Raw genomic sequence first — 15631 nt, forward strand, 5'->3', positions numbered from 1 at the left:
CTTTTATCATATTGCCAAAGGACCAGGTTCGTTTATCTCGTTTTAAGGAGTCTTCTATGATTCATTTTGTCGCAGCTTTTGTAACCGTCCTCGTAATAGGGCTTTTGGTTGCGAGTCCATCTTTGTTTGCCACACCCGAACCCGGTGTGTATCAATTTGATTTCTCTGAACGGTTTTTCTTTGTCGCGATCTATTTTTTGCCCGCCTATGTTGTGCTTGGAGCCCCAGCATCCTACATCATTCGTAAACTATTAAGCAGATGGCCAGACCTCAATACTTACTGAACTTATTTTTTTATGCTTTGACAGGCGGAATGGCGGGGATCATCGTGGTCCTTCTATTCGGTCAGCCCCAGTCATTAATGGATTACATCGCCATATTTGTTATAGGCTCTGTCGCTACTATTTTTTATTTTCATGTATATCTTTTGACTGAATCCATCTGGAAACGAATCAAAAAACCGCGACCTCATTGAGGATTGCGGTTTTTCGGATGACTATTGGCACTTACATCTGCAGCAACACTTGCAGCGCTTCAGTTGCTGGCAACGGGCGAAAAACTGAGGGGAGTAAGGTGGCGCGACACGGGCGAAGCGAGCGATAAAAACAAGATCGCCGGTTGTCCCTACTGGAATGACTGTTACTTGGTTGCCAGCCTGATCAAACCAGCCAACGAAGCGGAACCCTGGGACTCTGCCTGGATTTTGCAGGACGATTGGTAAATCCTCTGGTCGATAGCTTGGTGGATTTGGATTAGATGCGCCCATCAAATTTAAATAGGTGATCCGAAATGCTGGATCAAATACGAGCACGACTTGATTGTTCAGCAAGCGAACAACCCAATCATCAAATCCCGTTACTGGTTTCGCGAATTGGTCGGCATCGCTCTGAGCTAAAGTCGGATATTGTGGTGTCGGAACCCCAACAACAATCGGACTGTTAGCCGGGTCTGGAAAAACATAGTCGGTTTGATCAAGTTGAATGATTGATCCAGGTAAGAGTGGCTGTGTAACCTGGACAACGTTATCAATACTAGGAATAAACACGCCACTTGTCGCATTTGTTGTATCTTGTGCATTCAAAGTACCACCATTAAAAATACCTGGTGCAATTGCAGCAGAATTGTTGTCGGGTACACCAATTGATGTTGTTCCAGAAATAGTCAACGTCCCGAGGTTGTTTATCGCGCCTCCTATTTGAGCGGCCGAATTACCAGAGAATATGTCATCTTGTTCATTAAATGTGCCAGTTGGATTAATTTGAACAGCGCCAGCATCCCCTGTACTTGTATTGCCGATAAATTGAGTATTGTTAGAACTGTTTAGTGTGGCGCCATTGTTGATAAAAATGGCGCCTCCAACAGCGGATTGATTTTGGGCGAGTAAAGAGAAAGTTGTGATTGCGGTGGCACCTTCGTTAATGAATAAGCCGCCCCCTCCACCGGTTGTGGAATTGTTCGTCAAAGAAGAGTTGCTAAATGTTGCTACCGTGTTGGCATTCTGGAAAACCCCACCGCCACCACCGTCTCCTGCTTGATTCCCTTGGTAAATGTTGTTGTTTCCACTAAAATTAGAGTCAATGTTGATGAACAAGCCGCCACCAGCTTGGCTTGCTGTATTTGTTATAAACGAGCTGTCAGTAAGCGTTGTATCGCTGTCGTTAATAAATAATCCACCACCATTAGTAGAGAAATTACTTTCAAACGCACAACCTGTGATTGGGGTGTTGCCAACTAATTGGTTCAAATAGAGACCGCCGCCATCACCGCCTCCTGAATTTTCGCGAAACGTCGTGTTAGCGACGCTTGCGATACCACCTCCGTTTAGATAACAGCCACCACCATCAACGGCGCACTGATTTCCTACGAAGGATGATCCTGTGAGAGTTGTTGAGACATTATTATTTGAAAACAAACCGCCTCCAAACCCGTTTACAGCGTTATTCCCTCTGAACGTACAGTCTGTTATGTTTCCAACGACCGACGTATTTAAGAAAAGACCAGCACCATTCTGTTGAGAAGTGTTGTTTAAAATCGAGCAACCAGTAGCTGTCATGCTCGCATTGGCATTTACATATATACCGCCGCCTTCAAGTGCTGTGCTGTTTGCGACTGTGCAATCCGTAAGTGTCGCTGTTCCGTTTGCATTGACAAAAATGGAACCACCTTGAGCACTTGATGAATTTGTCGTAAAAACTGAATTGGTACAAGTTAGTGTTGTTCCAATATCGGCAAAGACCGCGCCACCAACTGAAGTAGCATTATTGTTCTGTAGAACCGAATTAGAAATAGTTAAATTCCCTGTTGAAGTCACTAAAGGGGATGCGGTTGCTCCCTGACCGTCAATCGTTAACGAATCAAGTGTGACAATTCCGGCGGGCTGAATTGCAAATAATGGACCGCTGAAACCAGGCGCTCGAGTTAATGTAATAGCCGAACTACTGCCACGGATAATGGTTTGGTAATTAAGAAAAATCGTCGCAGGAAAGGCAAGGTTTTCAGCAATCGTAATATCAGGGTCTAGTACAGTGACAGCCGCTTGCAGTTCTGCAAAAGTCGTTACTGTAGCCATAAAAAAACTCCTTTCATTATTTTTTTTTGCCATTCATTTTATGCTTGGAAGGGGAGGAATGCTTGTATGGGTGGAGAGCGAGATCAAGCTTCTGATGTCATTGAAGTCGGCAATAATAAAAATAAGAAGATTAAGATTTGTTTTTACATATGTAAACACATTTGATAATTTAAGAGTATCAACATTAGGAGGTGTACCGTTGGCAGATTACCGTAAGCGAATGTTCAGAGGTTCTAAGATTGAAGATTGTATCCTTGACTTTATTGAGATGGAAAAGACATCAAATAAGCAATTGAGCGATAATGATAATAATCAGCAGCTTTTTGCTAAAGGAATGAATAGCGCTTATTGATTCGTTGTCAATCGGATGGTAAGAGATTTCGATTATAAGAAGGAGAAATTACTTTTGAAAGAACGCCTTAAAGAATTAGAAAAAAGCTTTAGGAGATTGGCTGAAAACAATCGAGAACAAAGCAAAAAAGATTTATACCAAACCGTAAACGAAAGCTTTTATAAAGAAGACATTCCTCATGAAGCATTGGATGAATTAAAGACCCTGTCTCCCGATTTCCAAAAAGGGCTGTTTGATGGGTTGGCATTTTCGCATGAACAAGTGGCTAATTACTGTCAGCTAGTAATGGAAACGTCGAATCTTATTAATGAAACGGTTATTCATCAATTGGTACATAGCATGAAGAGTCATCGTTCTTTACAAGAAGCTAAGATAAACAGTGATGAGTCCACGTATCAGGGCGGATTCTCACAAGGAATTAAAGCAGGCTTTAACTCAAGTATTATTGAAGTTCAATCAAAATGTAACGTTTAACAACTCCGATATTCTTCGTCAACGAGTGAGGAACGATCTAACATGGTATTTTTAGCATTTGTTGTGGCTGGCATAAGCTTCGTTATTGTTTTAGTTGATATTGTCTTGAACATTGGTGAAGCAGAACAGGGTTTTATCAGGTTAATCGTTAGCATAACGAGAGTTTTATTCTGGCTTAGCTTATTATACGCACTTATTGATAGTGTGAAACATAACAGAAAGACCTAGATGACAGTAGTAGTGGAGAACGAACATGAAAGCTTATTTGCAAAAAATGTAAGCACTCATAAAGATAGATTCATAAACAAGCAGGTACGGAGGGATTAAAATGAATCAATACAGTCAAACAGAAGAAGCAATTAAAAGATGGAATCACTTCGCAGATACCTATGCAGCACAGCATACCGAACAAGGAGACCTTCATAAGGAAGTGTTCTTAAATCCTACTTTGCTGTCGCTTATGGGAACGGTTAAAAATAAACACGTTTTAGATGCTGGCTGTGGTGAAGGGTATTTAAGCAGAATTTTAGCCAATTCTGAAGCGCATGTAACGGCTGTGGATTATTCATCTAGAATGATAGAAATTGCTAAAGGAAGAACGCCACAGCATCTATCAATTGAGTACAAACATGGAAATTGTGAGGATTTGGATTTTCTCGGAGACGAACGTTTTGATTTAATCATTTCTAATATGGTTATTCAGGATCTTCCTAATTTCGAAAAAGCATTTCAAGAAATGTATCGATTGTTAGTAGATGGAGGCTGTTTTATCTTTTCCATTTTACATCCTTGTTTTATTACCCCAGAAAGCGGTTGGGAGAAAACAACAGACGGTGAAAAGTTGCATTGGAACGTAGATCATTATTTTTATGAAGGGGCGTATGAACAACGATTAGGAGAAACTGAAAGAATGTTGCTGTTCCATCGAACATTAACAACTTATCTAAATACTTTAATTAAAACCGGCTTTGTTTTGGATTGCATCGAAGAACCAAAGCCATCAAAAGAGATGTTAAAGAAATACCCTTCATTCGAAGAAGATTTTAGGTGTGCTGATTTTATAGTTTTCAAACTAAAAAAGGGACATTAATGCTACTTGTATTCACCAATTAGCTTTACATTTACTAGGGATCAAGCCGACAAGGGATACAAAACGTACTGAGGGGGAGAGCGTGCTTGCGAAAAGTAGAAGTCATGGCATACAACGAGAGATGGGCTCGAATGTTCTCAGAGGAAGAGGCAAGGTTAAATGATATTTTTGGAAATGAAATCATTGCTACCTATCATATCGGCAGCACCTCGGTTGTTGGATTAAGTGCTAAGCCGGTCATCGATATTATGCCAGTTGTTCGTGATATCAACCATGTTGACGAATTCAATGAAAGCATGGTTAATATTGGGTACAGTCCTAAAGGTGAGAACGGCATAGCAAAGCGCAGGTATTTTGAAAAAGGTGGCGACAATCGAACTCACCATGTTCATATTTATCAAAGTGGGAGTCATGAAATAATGCGACACTTAGCTTTTAGAGAGTTCTTAAAAGAACATCCAAATGCCTTGAAGGCATATAGCCAAATGAAAGAGCGTTTAGCAAAAGAATTTCCTCATAATATTAAAGCCTACATAAACGGCAAAGATGAATTTGTTAAGGATTTAGAAATGAAAGCATTGGCATGGTATGGAGTTAATGAACTAGACAATTTATGAAGGTTCTGACTTACGGGTTAGACTTATTAAACGGAATACCTAATACATCATTGATGAAAGAATCTAACCCCTTCATTATGGTGGTGCTGAATTTTCAAGAGGTTAGAAGAAGAAGTATTTTAGTATGGAGCTCCATACCACGTGAAAAACTTGATTGGAGACCAGATAGTCAAGCTCTCACTTGTTCGGAGATGATCAGACATGTACTTGAGGCTGAGTTTTTATATCATAATTTATTGGTCTCAGGTGGTTCTAGTGGTAGTGAAAACATAGATAACCCATTTATGCTTAAAGAATTCACCTCTTTAAAAGATGAATTAACTTTTATACAACCATTTAGAAATGATTTTTTAAAGTATATTGGAGCTCTTTCTGAAAAAGATTTAGATGAGAAAAAAATTAATCGTGAAGATGTAGGTTATACTCGTACACTGGGAGATATGTTATTACGAATTGCCTACCACGAATCCGTCCACACAGGGCAACTATTAGATTATATGAGACAAATGAAGCTAGAAAGACCGAACATTTGGGATTGAACATTTTTAAAACAATTTCTATAGGTACTTATTTTGAGTTAATATGATTGAATATTGTATCTTTTTAATGAATGTTTTAAACTAAAAATAAGCTAAGAAAAGGAGGTCGTTATGTCGACTAAAAAGCAACATAAACACGATAAAGTAGAATGGGCAGCTGCAATTGGAGAAATTCTTTTTTTCTTTGCTCGTCCTATCGTTTATGTTTTCAAAGCCATCTTTACTTAGTTAAAGAGGTCAAATGACCTCTTTTAAAAATTAAATGATTTTGGACATGCTGTACTTTTGCAATGAACGTTATAAACTGTATATGTCTTTTAATGAAGTTTAAAATAGGCCTTCAGTTAATTATTTATAAGACTTCTACGATACTTTTAAACAGAGGTTTTCTATCTTGGCCAAAATACATATGAGTATATTAAGTTTAGGGAGGTGGTTAGGTGAAACATCACTATCATGTTGGCATTTTATTGTTTGATTATGTCGATGCTTTAGATTTTGCAGGTCCTTATGAAGTCTTTAATTTAACTACTTACACAAATGAAGATGTACATAAGCTTTTTGCAAACAAATTAACAGAAAAACCTTTTACTGTTAGCACTGTAACGCATAAAGGAGAACAAATTACCGTACATAATGGGTTGCAAGTGATTCCTAACTACAGCTTCTCCAATGCTCCAGAGTTCGATATTATTGTCATTCCTGGTGGTCCGTTAAAAGCATTAAAAGAAGTTGGGAAGAATGTAGAAATTATAAATTGGATAGAAAGCCATAAAGAAAAAACTGTCGTTTCCGTCTGTACAGGGGCATTCTTCTTAGCACAAGCAGGTTTGCTTAATGGAAAGAAAGCAACAACAAATAGAGTAGCGCTGGGATTATTAGAAAAAAGCTATCCAAATATTGATGTCATACGAAATGTAAAGTTCGTTGATCAAGATACGATTATTACATCAGCTGGAATCTCAGCAGGGATTCAAATGTCTATACATGTGGTTAGTAAGCTGTTTGGCGAAGAGACTGCGAAGCGAACCATTCACACAATTAAATTAGACTATGATCCATTTGAGAATAGGAATTATTGACATAATACAATTTCAATTCTTCTGTTAACAACCACGGCATTGGAGGAGGTCGAGGGTTATGTTTCAAAAAAAAGATAAAATGAATTTATTTGAACCTGTACATACTCATGTAGTGACAACTGCTAAGGAACTAGGTTCAAGTGGTGGTGCTTTCTATGTCATTCATAATGACAGAGTTGGAATAGAAGCCTATTTTGGAAAACAATCTCAATCTAAAGATGCGCGAGCAGTTCAAGCCGATACTCAATTTCATGTTGCGTCTGTAAGAAAGGCTTATATTGGATTTGCTGCTGCTTATGCAATATACAACGGCTACTTTTCTATTGATGATCCCATCAAATCCTTTGTTAAAGATAATCATTTATCCGCCTATGAGGGTGTGACCTTTCGTCACTTATTAACTTATACGAACGGACTTAAAATCGTCAATGATGAGTTAATAAGTGAATTTGTACCAGGAGAATCATGGAGATATGTTGGTCCAAATATTGATTTATTAACAACAATTATTAAAAATACAACAGGCCAATCTGTTGCTGAGATTGTTAAGACACTCGTTTTTGAGCCTATGGGTTTTCAATCGACTGAATGGATTAACATGCTTCAGCCGCATTCAAAAATTGCAGACACGATTCGAGATGATATGGATTCTCATTGGGAAGAATTCGATGTGGTTGATGGTTCTAGAATGAATATGTATACGTCAGCTAGAGAGCTTGCTTTATGGGGAAATCTCCATTTAAAGAGAGGAAAATGCGAAGGAAAGCAGCTTATTCCTCAAGAGATTATCCAAATGTCTACAGCTATCCAAACCCCAAACCCAACATTACCGATTCAAACAAATGGTTTTTTATGGTTTGTCAAAGGGGCTGAGCGTCCCTGTAATCAGATAGGAGATAGCTTGCCAAAAGGCTCCTATCAGCTACTTGGTTACACGAACGTTGCTTTACTCGTCATCCCAGAAGAAAACCTTGTAGCTGTACGAATGTTGAACCGATTTGGATCCGATGAAGGTTTCAATTACTTGGAAAACATTCGATCTTTTGGAGACACGGTTTACAAATGTTCTTTAGGGGCACGTGTAGTTTAATCATAAAGAATGTTACATGCATGTATTCTTTTATGGGATAAGTAAAGTAATCCCATACATAATTGAGAATTATAATAAGCTTATTATTAAAGATTTTATTGAAATTGACGTTAGGAACAATTCATATAAGGGATTGGGTTTATCACGGATACATAGGGGCTACGTTCTAATAGTAGTTCTTTAATCTTTTGAGTCATTGAGGACATAACAATTAAGGGGGAGAAGAATGGCTAATGTTGTAGAACGAATTGATCACTTATTAATAACTACAGAAATGCCTCATGATGGATTTCGTTTTTTTACTGATGTTCTTAAACTTCCTGAAGCGTGGCCGATGACTTCATATGGAGGTTATTTTTCAAGCGGAGGCATAGCCATTGGTCCTATTAAATTTTTCAAACGATTAGGTTTAGCTCCTAGTGCAGACGGCATTTTAGGCATTGCTTTTGAGCCGAGAAATGATTTAAATGAAGTTATAAAACAATTACAGGAAGAAAAATTAAAATATTCACGTCCCCGAGAGTTTCGTTCCAAGGGAGAACACATGTGGACAAACGTTAGCTTAAAAGGTTTTTTACCTAGAGCTTGGATATTTTTTTGCCAATATGAATTTGATAGTAATCAAGAAAAAGAAAAAAATAATGAAGAATTGTACAAACGAAAGGGTGGTGCATTAGGAATAAAAAGGATTGAAGAAATTACAATTCATTACAAGAATAAAAAAATACTGCGTAATTGGGAAACGTTGTTGTGCAATAAAGCTGAGAAGACGGAAAGTGAGTACAGATTTAAATTAAATGATGGAGTAAGTATAAATCTGGTTCACTCAAATAAAAATGTCATAACCTCATTCACTTTAAAAGTAGAAAAGTTAGAGGCGATTAGACATTTTTTAGTCAATCATTCTATTCGCTACAAGGATTATGGAAAAACCATATCAATCTTTCCTCATGCTTTAACCGGAACAAAAATTAGATTTGTTGAATAAAAGAAACGAGAGTGAGATTTAAGTATCAAAGTTAATCATTAGATATGTTAAATTAGCAGTACTATAACATGGCAGGCTTGCGCTTTTTGTATGATAACATTTGCACAAGGGGTGAGAGCATGAACTTAGTAGCACGAAGGGTATGGCCGTTGTTTGGATTTATAGGTTTAATCGTGGTAATTACTCGTTTTTTTTCAGAATCAATTTGGTTGGATATCGCCTTTAATTTTTCTGTTGTCTTAACGTTTACCTTTTTAGCCATTAACATGTTTTACGAAGAGAAAGAGAGCAGAAGATGGCAAATTGCGATAATTGGGTTTTGCGTTCTGGTATTTTTTGTTGAAGGTATCATTAATTTATTATCTATCGTCTAAAGATCTGCTTATACGCGGAGCTTTTTTATAGACAAGCCTTACATTTTAAGGAATTGTTCTTTTATTCCTTTTAAAGATCTACTTGTTATAAGGCTTAAATACAAACACAATGAATTTAATAAGTTGCCCAATTAGAAAAGACCAGACGAATGATGCCGCTGCCAAAATCGTTATATCAATTGTAGTTATTGAATCTACAGATAGCAAAGTAGTAATTACTAAAAAAACAAAGATAAAAAACGTTCGAATTAAGTAAACATTAGACATCAACTAATCTCCCTTCGCTTACAGTAATTATACAATCAGAGGGGATGTTATGACAGCTGAAATACCCTTTTTTATGCTGTATTTAAGTTTATGTGCTGTATACAGTCGGTGGTGGTGCGGGTGTTACTGCAGTAGTACATTGATTTAATTTCCTGTGAGGTGTTTAGATGAATAAAGTTTTAGCTTTTTCTATTTTAGGAATGAGCCTTGCGGCAGCGGTATTAATTATTGTAACACCTATGTTGTTTGATCCACCGCTTGAAAATGGTTTAAAGATGGTTACCGCAGGCTCATCGACAGTATTTGTTATCTTCAGCATAGTGACACTAACGTTACGCCGTCGTTTGGACCACGAAAAAGAATAAATTCACCATAGTTATTCCAGGAAGTAGACAAATGTCTACGGACTGTAACCAGCCTTTAAGGCTGGTCCTAATTGTTGTTTTCCTCGCATGATGAACGTCGATTTTTTGTTCATCATTTGCTAAAGATAGCTGCCAATGTCGTTATTATCTCTCGTTGTTTGGTGTATTCAGTGTCTCCTGCTCCGTCATGACTAGATATTGTTTGGTGAGTCAGTCGTAGGCGCTGACTAGGTATTGGAACAACCGGTCAAGAGCGTAAACAGGGCGATGAAACTAAAAAGTGGTCGTTTTTTAAACAGGCAACAACCATCCTATTCTGTTTTCAATTAGTCTTCAATTGAACCGCCTGTTTCCATATCAATTAACCAGTGACTGCGCAACATAAGGGCACGTTCAGTTGCGGCAAAACCAGTGGCTAAGCCAATCGCGACATTTAGCCAGACTGGGAGATTGATCGGAGACTGAAAAGTACCTATATGTTCAGCTATCCAAGGGATTTCAGAAATTTGCTCAACGATTTGCGGCAACCCTAGCGCGAGTGATGCTAATAAAACCAAGATGGCTAACAACCCGAGGCAGTTGCTGATGACGGGGAAGTGTCGATGCATACCAAGGCGCCAGCCTCTGACCGATCGTTTGTCTGGATAAATGGAAAACGTTTCTGCTTTATCTGTTCGATAGCGAATCTGATTAATTCCACTCCCACCGCTTTTCACTTCAAGAATGCCGTTCTCAATCGGGATCGAGGCTGGAAGAGTCGAGTAGGCGACATGAGTCTTGCCATGGTATAAATCAACGCTCGAATCATCGGCGAAATACCGTGATTTTAAAGCATAATGGACTTGCTCGTTGTTTTCTTTCGTAATCGTAATGTGAAACAAGGAATGGGTGAAGATATGCCAAAGGCGGTACGGCTTGAGCGTATGTCCATCTCCCGCTTTCACTTTCTTGATGGCCAAGCGACGTTTTTGTTGGCGAAAAAAACGAAACATAAGGCTATACCTTCCTTTCCTTTTTGAAAGTGTGGGTAGCAAGAAGAAGCTACATGACTTAATAAATGATTAGTTAATCATCTTCAACACGCCCCGAATCAACTTCTCGCTGAATGCTTCAAGTGTTAACCCTTTTTCATGTTTAGGTAAGGACGCAACGGATGAAAGTGCAGCACGAATCATAATGGCCGTCACGTGAGGATCAAAATCAGCAAACTCCTTCTCTTCTTTTCCTTTAGTAAGAATGTCGATAAGCAAAGCCTGCAGTTCTTCACGTTGATCGATTTCTGCCATGTAATACGGAACATTGTCAGACGTTCGGCCATTAAACACAATTTCTAGCATCGCGTTTGTATTAGTACTATTCGTTCCTTGATAGGTGATGCCCGCTTCGATAAATGCCAGAAGCTTTTCCTGATAACTTTGCTTCTCTTCTACCTTTTCTTTCACAAAGGCTCGCTCTTTTAAGACGAGATACATGAGCGTATGACGCATGAGGTCTTCTTTGCCAGAAAAGTGGTAGGAGATGAGACCCGTGCTAATATTTGCTTTTTTTGCTATTTTTGAAAGGCTGGTATTGATGTAGCCCATCTCGGTTACAACGGCGATTGCTGCCGTGATAATCTGTTCTTTTCTTGCATCTGCAATGAAGTATTGTTTGTTGTCCAATAGTTGTTCACCTCAAACCGAACTGAATAATCGTTTTTTATTTTGATCGACCAATCAGTTTTTATCATATAACCTTCATTTTCATTTGTCAAATGTCAAACCTTTAACTTGTTGGGATTTTATTCGACATTTGCACCTCCTTGCCTATATTTAGAATTGGAAATGAGAGACTACCATCACCAGAGCACTTAGGGATCTAAGGATCGCACTACTTGCGAGATTAACATTTTCCATCTCAGAAAAAGTTTACTGCGCTAACCTTAATGAACCTGTTTTATTTTCGTTTTTAAGGGTAAGGGGATGAACAATTGTATTGAATAAAAGAGAGGTGCTTAAATGAAGATTCTATTTTTTGCGCTCGCCATTTTTTTCTTAGTCTACGGCACAATTGAATGGATTTCAGGCTCAGAATCGTTAATAAAATATCTTTACTTAGTGATTGGAATAGCGTTTATTATAGTTGGGACCACACATGAAGCTAAGAAAAAAGAGGTTTAGCAAAAGAGGCTGTTTTTACATGAGCTTCGAGCGGTAAAGTGTCATTACGACAAGAACATCATAGGTTTAATTCTTATCAACGACAAACGTTACTAAAAGGGATTAAGAGATTTACATTATTCACTAACTCTAAAAGAACGGAGGTGTTTTATGGAATTCATCGTTCCGATAAGTTTAGCCCTATTACTGGTTGGGAGTGTCACCCTTGTGGCATGGACCCTATCCAAAAAAGCTCTGAACCTGTTAGTAAAGTTTATACCTGTCCTATTCTTAGAATTTGCTGCAATTGCGTTTATTGTTTATGGCTTAGTGATAAATGTTGAAGACGGCCAAGCGTATTCAATCCTAGGGATCAGTATGATTTTACTAGCAATCATTCCTTTGCAAATCACTTTACGATTCCATCAAAGGCAAACGAAAGGTCAGAACAAAAATTTGAATTAAGCCATCATCTGTTTACTAGCCGGTTTGAATTTTTAATAAAGGAAACGAGTTTTAAAATGAAGAAATTGGAACAGAGCGGTTAGTAACCATTCAGGGAAATCAAAGAAAGCACATGAATTAACTCATGTGCTTGTTTAATCCAGACAGCCATAGCTAGGAATTAATCGTTCAAACCTAAACCAGGGGATTCGAAAATAACCATCTAATATGTAATTTGACTTATCGACACTAGCACTGACTTGCGCTGCGTTCAACCTGTTCACCGAGAGGGGAATTTTGTCCATTTATTAGAACTTATTATAAACAATTTGCATTTGATAGACATACGAAATGATAAAACCTGATTTAAGCTAACGGAAACTTCTCGTGTGCGTTTGTTGCACGATCATGCATTTTTTGAACAGGCACTACCTGAGGGTGAACAACTTTATTTCCAATAGCCAAAACATATTCGCACGTACTCCACTTTTCTAATTTTTCCTTATATAGCACATCCCATTTTGCTAATGAATCTTTTTCGTTCTCATTTCGATAGGGGTAACGAACGGGAATTCGATCCATTCCGAAGCGCCAAGGCTTTGGAGTGAGCCTTGCGCGAAAACTATTCTGTACCTTACATAAGACACGATAGCTCGGATCACAACCAAGTAGTTCGAGGATTTGCTCTGTTTCCTTCCCACTAGGTTCAAATATTTGATGTGTGATCATGTAACGAAGTCCGCCGTATGTGCGATAAACGGTAGCACCACGTTTGTCGTCCTCATTTATCCAACGCTTCAGCTGATTTATCGCTTGTGTCTCTGGAGAATCTTCCCTTACAGCTTTCTTTTTCCGAGAAAATAAGCCTTTTAACCCTTTAAATAAGCTTACGTCGGTCTTTTGTTCAAAATCAATATCTACAAACATAACATTCTGTGTGTTTAAAATAAACGACCCATATAAATTACGTGTAATAATATAACTTAGCTCATCATGAGTAGAAATAATTTCTTCACGAACGGGATAATGGCCATATGAGTATTTGTGCTGGAGTGGTTCCCCTTGCTCGATTCTTACTTTCAGTTCCTTCGCTGCTTGATCAGACTTAGACTGAGCTACTTCCTCGCTTTCATCAGACCAGCGCCAAACAGAGGTAACGACTCGTTTTCCAACCGGATCAAATGCATCTACTTCAGATTCTGCCCAATATTTAGGAATGTCCATACTTTTAAGTTCCTCCTGAATATAAGTCTGTGGTACATTAAACAAAACATTCGAAATAAAATGTATTAATGGATTCTTTAAAAGGAGAACTACACATGAAAAATAAAAACGATTTAAGGAAGAAACGGAGCCTCATAAAATATTTAGCTTTAATTATTGGCATCGCATGTTTGTTTTTAACTTTCGTCACTCCTACAAGAGTAGTGTTAATTGGTTCAAAGTATGGTGATTACATTGTTCTAGCCCTTACCGCAATTGGTGTAATTCTTTCAATTGTTTCATTGAAAATAGAAGCAAGAAAATTTCTACCTATCTTATCCTTAATCCTATCTTTGTCCTATCCAATCTTCGTTGTACTCTTACTGATCTTACTTTTTACTGGCGTAATTGATTTTGCACCGTGATTAAAGGCTGTATTTACCAGCGTTATTTTTTGAACATGTTAAAAATAGAAGCGCGCAGCTTATGGAAACTACAGAGCATCAATCCATACTCTAAACGCTGTACTCTTGTTGTTAATGAGGCAGGTAGTGAAGGGTTATTTAGTATTATAGAGAATGCTAATAAAAGAGGAGGTACCTCTTACTATAAAGGTTTATTTAAAGTAGATCTAAATTTGAAAGTAGATGGTAATATGAGACCAGACGAATGAGACCGCGGCAAGTATCGTTACATCAATTATGGTTATTGAATATGCAGATAGCAACGTAACAATAACTAAAAAAACGTTCTAATTATGTAAACGCTAGACATTTACATATCTCCTTTCAATTACTGTTATTATACAATCAGAGGGAAAAGGGGAGCCACTTCTTTTCTTTATTGCCACTTTTTAGAAGGGGTCCTCGATAATGGAAAAACTGCTGAAAACCGCCATCAATACATTCTATGTTTCTTCATTAACCAATGTTTTGGCGTTTTATCTCCGAATTCTGGGTTTTATAGTAGTATTAGTTCAAAAATGCTAAGTTGATAAATGTAGGGTTTTATGAAAAACGTTACTTTTAATAAAGGTGGAATCGAACTTTTGAGAAGAAATTTGATATTCGTTTTTTTAACTTTATTTATCGTAGGTTGTTCTGAAGATGAAAGCACTTCGGAAACAAATGAAGTGTTTGACAGTTGGTCTGAATTAACTTCGTATCTATCTGACACTCATGATTCTACACTTATCATAAAACCTGAGAATAATGAGGAATGGTACGGAACTCAAATTTCGAATAAAGGGTTTAGACCGATTACAATCACAGAATTTGAAGATGGTTACCAACTAGAAATTGTGGGCGCCTATAATGACACACCTAGTGTTCAACTCCAATTTACAAGTGATGCTGACGTTAAATATGAATTACAGATTGCTCAAAAGGATTCTGACACATTTGAGAATCTGGATTATTCAATGGATGAGGATTATGTATTTAACTTGTTTATGCATGATAAAGTAACGTCCGCTAAACTGTCAGTAGTGGAGTCATACGAGGTAATTTCGAACAACAATTAACATTGGTTCTCCATTTCAAACACACCCATTAATGGATGTGTTTTTCTCTTTTTACACAAAGCTCTATCCTGAATTAAGTAGAAGGATTGATTTTAAAGCGGCTAGTAGAAAAAAATATGGATTTAACTGACGAACGTGATATCGTAGAACTTGGCTAATGTTTAGATGGGCTCAAAATATATGCGAAACCTCACGTATTCATTCATTTTGCTTCTTGAACACACATAAACGAATACGTTAGGTTTAATAAGCCTTTTTCGACATGAATGATCCCATTGGCTCGAAGGCATTCTTCACTGGCTGCAGTAATTTCTTGACTATTAAAATAGACTCTAGCAATCAACAGCATAGTGAAACAGATTATAATTGTTGCAACGATTACCCCCAATATATAATGCTTTTTAATTGTCATTATAACTGCCCCTTATATTAAAATGGTCTCTTTACGTTTTTTTGACAAGATGTTTAATTAAACGTTATAGCATTACTGGACCGAGCTGTAATTACTATGAATTTA

22 protein-coding genes are annotated in these 15631 nt (G+C 37.6%); 16 read left to right on the forward strand and 6 right to left on the reverse strand.

Going from position 1 to position 15631, the window contains the following annotated elements; translation table 11 throughout:
* Nucleotides 1-11 precede the first annotated feature (11 nt).
* Nucleotides 12-284, forward strand: a complete 273-nt coding sequence (locus ACE1TH_RS06130; protein ID WP_375078525.1) for a hypothetical protein — start codon at nt 12-14, stop codon at nt 282-284.
* A gap of 212 nt (nt 285-496) precedes the next feature.
* Here ACE1TH_RS06130 and ACE1TH_RS06135 read toward each other — a convergent pair whose 3' ends face one another.
* The gene (locus ACE1TH_RS06135) at nt 497-2569 is read right to left on the reverse strand and encodes an autotransporter outer membrane beta-barrel domain-containing protein (protein ID WP_375078526.1); all 2073 of its coding nucleotides are present in this window, start codon (nt 2567-2569) and stop codon (nt 497-499) included.
* 199 nt (nt 2570-2768) lie between these two features.
* Here ACE1TH_RS06135 and ACE1TH_RS06140 point away from each other — a divergent pair, with 199 nt between their 5' ends.
* From ACE1TH_RS06140 to ACE1TH_RS06180, 9 genes are all read left to right on the forward strand, one after another.
* A complete protein-coding gene (locus ACE1TH_RS06140; RefSeq protein WP_375078527.1) occupies nt 2769-2921 on the forward strand; it encodes a hypothetical protein in 153 nt (50 codons plus the stop codon).
* A gap of 54 nt (nt 2922-2975) precedes the next feature.
* Entirely contained in the window at nt 2976-3395 is a 420-nt protein-coding gene (locus ACE1TH_RS06145) for a hypothetical protein (RefSeq protein ID WP_375078528.1), read from the forward strand.
* A gap of 328 nt (nt 3396-3723) precedes the next feature.
* Nucleotides 3724-4485, forward strand: coding sequence for a class I SAM-dependent methyltransferase (locus ACE1TH_RS06150; RefSeq protein ID WP_375078529.1), 762 nt, complete (start codon nt 3724-3726; stop codon nt 4483-4485).
* An 86-nt stretch (nt 4486-4571) separates the two neighbouring features.
* Nucleotides 4572-5102, forward strand: coding sequence for a GrpB family protein (locus ACE1TH_RS06155; protein WP_375078530.1), 531 nt, complete (start codon nt 4572-4574; stop codon nt 5100-5102).
* A 53-nt stretch (nt 5103-5155) separates the two neighbouring features.
* On the forward strand, nt 5156-5641 hold the full coding sequence (locus tag ACE1TH_RS06160) for a DinB family protein (RefSeq protein WP_375078531.1): 486 nt from the start codon (nt 5156-5158) through the stop codon (nt 5639-5641).
* Between the two features lie 440 nt (nt 5642-6081).
* Nucleotides 6082-6723: a DJ-1/PfpI family protein gene (locus ACE1TH_RS06165; protein WP_375078532.1), complete on the forward strand. Its 642-nt coding sequence runs from the start codon at nt 6082-6084 to the stop codon at nt 6721-6723.
* Nucleotides 6724-6781: 58 nt separating this feature from the next.
* A complete protein-coding gene (locus tag ACE1TH_RS06170) occupies nt 6782-7813 on the forward strand; it encodes a serine hydrolase domain-containing protein (protein ID WP_375078533.1) in 1032 nt (343 codons plus the stop codon).
* 226 nt (nt 7814-8039) lie between these two features.
* Entirely contained in the window at nt 8040-8801 is a 762-nt protein-coding gene (locus tag ACE1TH_RS06175; RefSeq protein WP_375078534.1) for a hypothetical protein, read from the forward strand.
* Nucleotides 8802-8920: 119 nt separating this feature from the next.
* Entirely contained in the window at nt 8921-9175 is a 255-nt protein-coding gene (locus tag ACE1TH_RS06180; protein WP_375078535.1) for a hypothetical protein, read from the forward strand.
* 78 nt (nt 9176-9253) lie between these two features.
* On the opposite strand, the gene ACE1TH_RS06185 is transcribed toward ACE1TH_RS06180, so the two are convergent.
* Entirely contained in the window at nt 9254-9442 is a 189-nt protein-coding gene (locus tag ACE1TH_RS06185; RefSeq protein WP_375078536.1) for a hypothetical protein, read from the reverse strand.
* A 167-nt stretch (nt 9443-9609) separates the two neighbouring features.
* Here ACE1TH_RS06185 and ACE1TH_RS06190 point away from each other — a divergent pair, with 167 nt between their 5' ends.
* Entirely contained in the window at nt 9610-9807 is a 198-nt protein-coding gene (locus tag ACE1TH_RS06190) for a hypothetical protein (protein ID WP_375078537.1), read from the forward strand.
* Nucleotides 9808-10133: 326 nt separating this feature from the next.
* On the opposite strand, the gene ACE1TH_RS06195 is transcribed toward ACE1TH_RS06190, so the two are convergent.
* Nucleotides 10134-10799 (reverse strand): hypothetical protein, encoded by a 666-nt coding sequence (locus ACE1TH_RS06195; protein ID WP_375078538.1) that lies wholly within the window; start codon nt 10797-10799, stop codon nt 10134-10136.
* A 69-nt stretch (nt 10800-10868) separates the two neighbouring features.
* Nucleotides 10869-11468, reverse strand: coding sequence for a TetR/AcrR family transcriptional regulator (locus tag ACE1TH_RS06200; RefSeq protein WP_375078539.1), 600 nt, complete (start codon nt 11466-11468; stop codon nt 10869-10871).
* A gap of 336 nt (nt 11469-11804) precedes the next feature.
* On the opposite strand from ACE1TH_RS06200, the gene ACE1TH_RS06205 reads away from it, so the two are divergent.
* Both ACE1TH_RS06205 and ACE1TH_RS06210 read left to right on the forward strand, forming a co-directional pair.
* Entirely contained in the window at nt 11805-11966 is a 162-nt protein-coding gene (locus tag ACE1TH_RS06205; RefSeq protein WP_375078540.1) for a hypothetical protein, read from the forward strand.
* Between the two features lie 150 nt (nt 11967-12116).
* On the forward strand, nt 12117-12410 hold the full coding sequence (locus tag ACE1TH_RS06210) for a hypothetical protein (RefSeq protein WP_375078541.1): 294 nt from the start codon (nt 12117-12119) through the stop codon (nt 12408-12410).
* Nucleotides 12411-12755: 345 nt separating this feature from the next.
* Here the strand turns inward: ACE1TH_RS06210 and ACE1TH_RS06215 are convergent, their stop codons facing one another.
* Nucleotides 12756-13613 (reverse strand): hypothetical protein, encoded by an 858-nt coding sequence (locus ACE1TH_RS06215; protein ID WP_375078542.1) that lies wholly within the window; start codon nt 13611-13613, stop codon nt 12756-12758.
* Between the two features lie 95 nt (nt 13614-13708).
* Here ACE1TH_RS06215 and ACE1TH_RS06220 point away from each other — a divergent pair, with 95 nt between their 5' ends.
* The 3 genes from ACE1TH_RS06220 (at nt 13709) to ACE1TH_RS06230 (ending at nt 15114) form a co-directional block, all read left to right on the forward strand.
* Complete coding sequence (locus ACE1TH_RS06220) at nt 13709-14017, forward strand: hypothetical protein (RefSeq protein ID WP_375078543.1); 309 nt, start codon at nt 13709-13711, stop codon at nt 14015-14017.
* A 35-nt stretch (nt 14018-14052) separates the two neighbouring features.
* Complete coding sequence (locus ACE1TH_RS06225; RefSeq protein WP_375078544.1) at nt 14053-14265, forward strand: hypothetical protein; 213 nt, start codon at nt 14053-14055, stop codon at nt 14263-14265.
* A gap of 375 nt (nt 14266-14640) precedes the next feature.
* A complete protein-coding gene (locus tag ACE1TH_RS06230; RefSeq protein WP_375078545.1) occupies nt 14641-15114 on the forward strand; it encodes a hypothetical protein in 474 nt (157 codons plus the stop codon).
* Between the two features lie 202 nt (nt 15115-15316).
* Here the strand turns inward: ACE1TH_RS06230 and ACE1TH_RS06235 are convergent, their stop codons facing one another.
* A complete protein-coding gene (locus ACE1TH_RS06235) occupies nt 15317-15526 on the reverse strand; it encodes a hypothetical protein (RefSeq protein WP_375078546.1) in 210 nt (69 codons plus the stop codon).
* Between the last annotated feature and the right edge of the window lie 105 nt (nt 15527-15631).

This window comes from Shouchella sp. JSM 1781072 (assembly GCF_041949915.1).
GTDB lineage: Bacteria > Bacillota > Bacilli > Bacillales > Bacillaceae_D > Shouchella.

What these genes read in the sequence shown, in the direction of transcription:
- ACE1TH_RS06215 (WP_375078542.1), bottom strand. Translation starts at nt 13,613, where the DNA reads ATGGACATTCCTAAATATTGGGCAGAATCTGAAGTAGATGCATTTGAT.
- ACE1TH_RS06205 (WP_375078540.1), top strand. Translation starts at nt 11,805, where the DNA reads ATGAAGATTCTATTTTTTGCGCTCGCCATTTTTTTCTTAGTCTACGGC.
- ACE1TH_RS06180 (WP_375078535.1), top strand. Translation starts at nt 8,921, where the DNA reads ATGAACTTAGTAGCACGAAGGGTATGGCCGTTGTTTGGATTTATAGGT.
- ACE1TH_RS06170 (WP_375078533.1), top strand. Translation starts at nt 6,782, where the DNA reads ATGTTTCAAAAAAAAGATAAAATGAATTTATTTGAACCTGTACATACT.
- ACE1TH_RS06175 (WP_375078534.1), top strand. Translation starts at nt 8,040, where the DNA reads ATGGCTAATGTTGTAGAACGAATTGATCACTTATTAATAACTACAGAA.
- ACE1TH_RS06135 (WP_375078526.1), bottom strand. Translation starts at nt 2,569, where the DNA reads ATGGCTACAGTAACGACTTTTGCAGAACTGCAAGCGGCTGTCACTGTA.
- ACE1TH_RS06235 (WP_375078546.1), bottom strand. Translation starts at nt 15,526, where the DNA reads ATGACAATTAAAAAGCATTATATATTGGGGGTAATCGTTGCAACAATT.
- ACE1TH_RS06210 (WP_375078541.1), top strand. Translation starts at nt 12,117, where the DNA reads ATGGAATTCATCGTTCCGATAAGTTTAGCCCTATTACTGGTTGGGAGT.
- ACE1TH_RS06150 (WP_375078529.1), top strand. Translation starts at nt 3,724, where the DNA reads ATGAATCAATACAGTCAAACAGAAGAAGCAATTAAAAGATGGAATCAC.
- ACE1TH_RS06225 (WP_375078544.1), top strand. Translation starts at nt 14,053, where the DNA reads ATGTTAAAAATAGAAGCGCGCAGCTTATGGAAACTACAGAGCATCAAT.
- ACE1TH_RS06185 (WP_375078536.1), bottom strand. Translation starts at nt 9,442, where the DNA reads ATGTCTAATGTTTACTTAATTCGAACGTTTTTTATCTTTGTTTTTTTA.
- ACE1TH_RS06220 (WP_375078543.1), top strand. Translation starts at nt 13,709, where the DNA reads ATGAAAAATAAAAACGATTTAAGGAAGAAACGGAGCCTCATAAAATAT.
- ACE1TH_RS06160 (WP_375078531.1), top strand. Translation starts at nt 5,156, where the DNA reads ATGAAAGAATCTAACCCCTTCATTATGGTGGTGCTGAATTTTCAAGAG.
- ACE1TH_RS06195 (WP_375078538.1), bottom strand. Translation starts at nt 10,799, where the DNA reads ATGTTTCGTTTTTTTCGCCAACAAAAACGTCGCTTGGCCATCAAGAAA.
- ACE1TH_RS06190 (WP_375078537.1), top strand. Translation starts at nt 9,610, where the DNA reads ATGAATAAAGTTTTAGCTTTTTCTATTTTAGGAATGAGCCTTGCGGCA.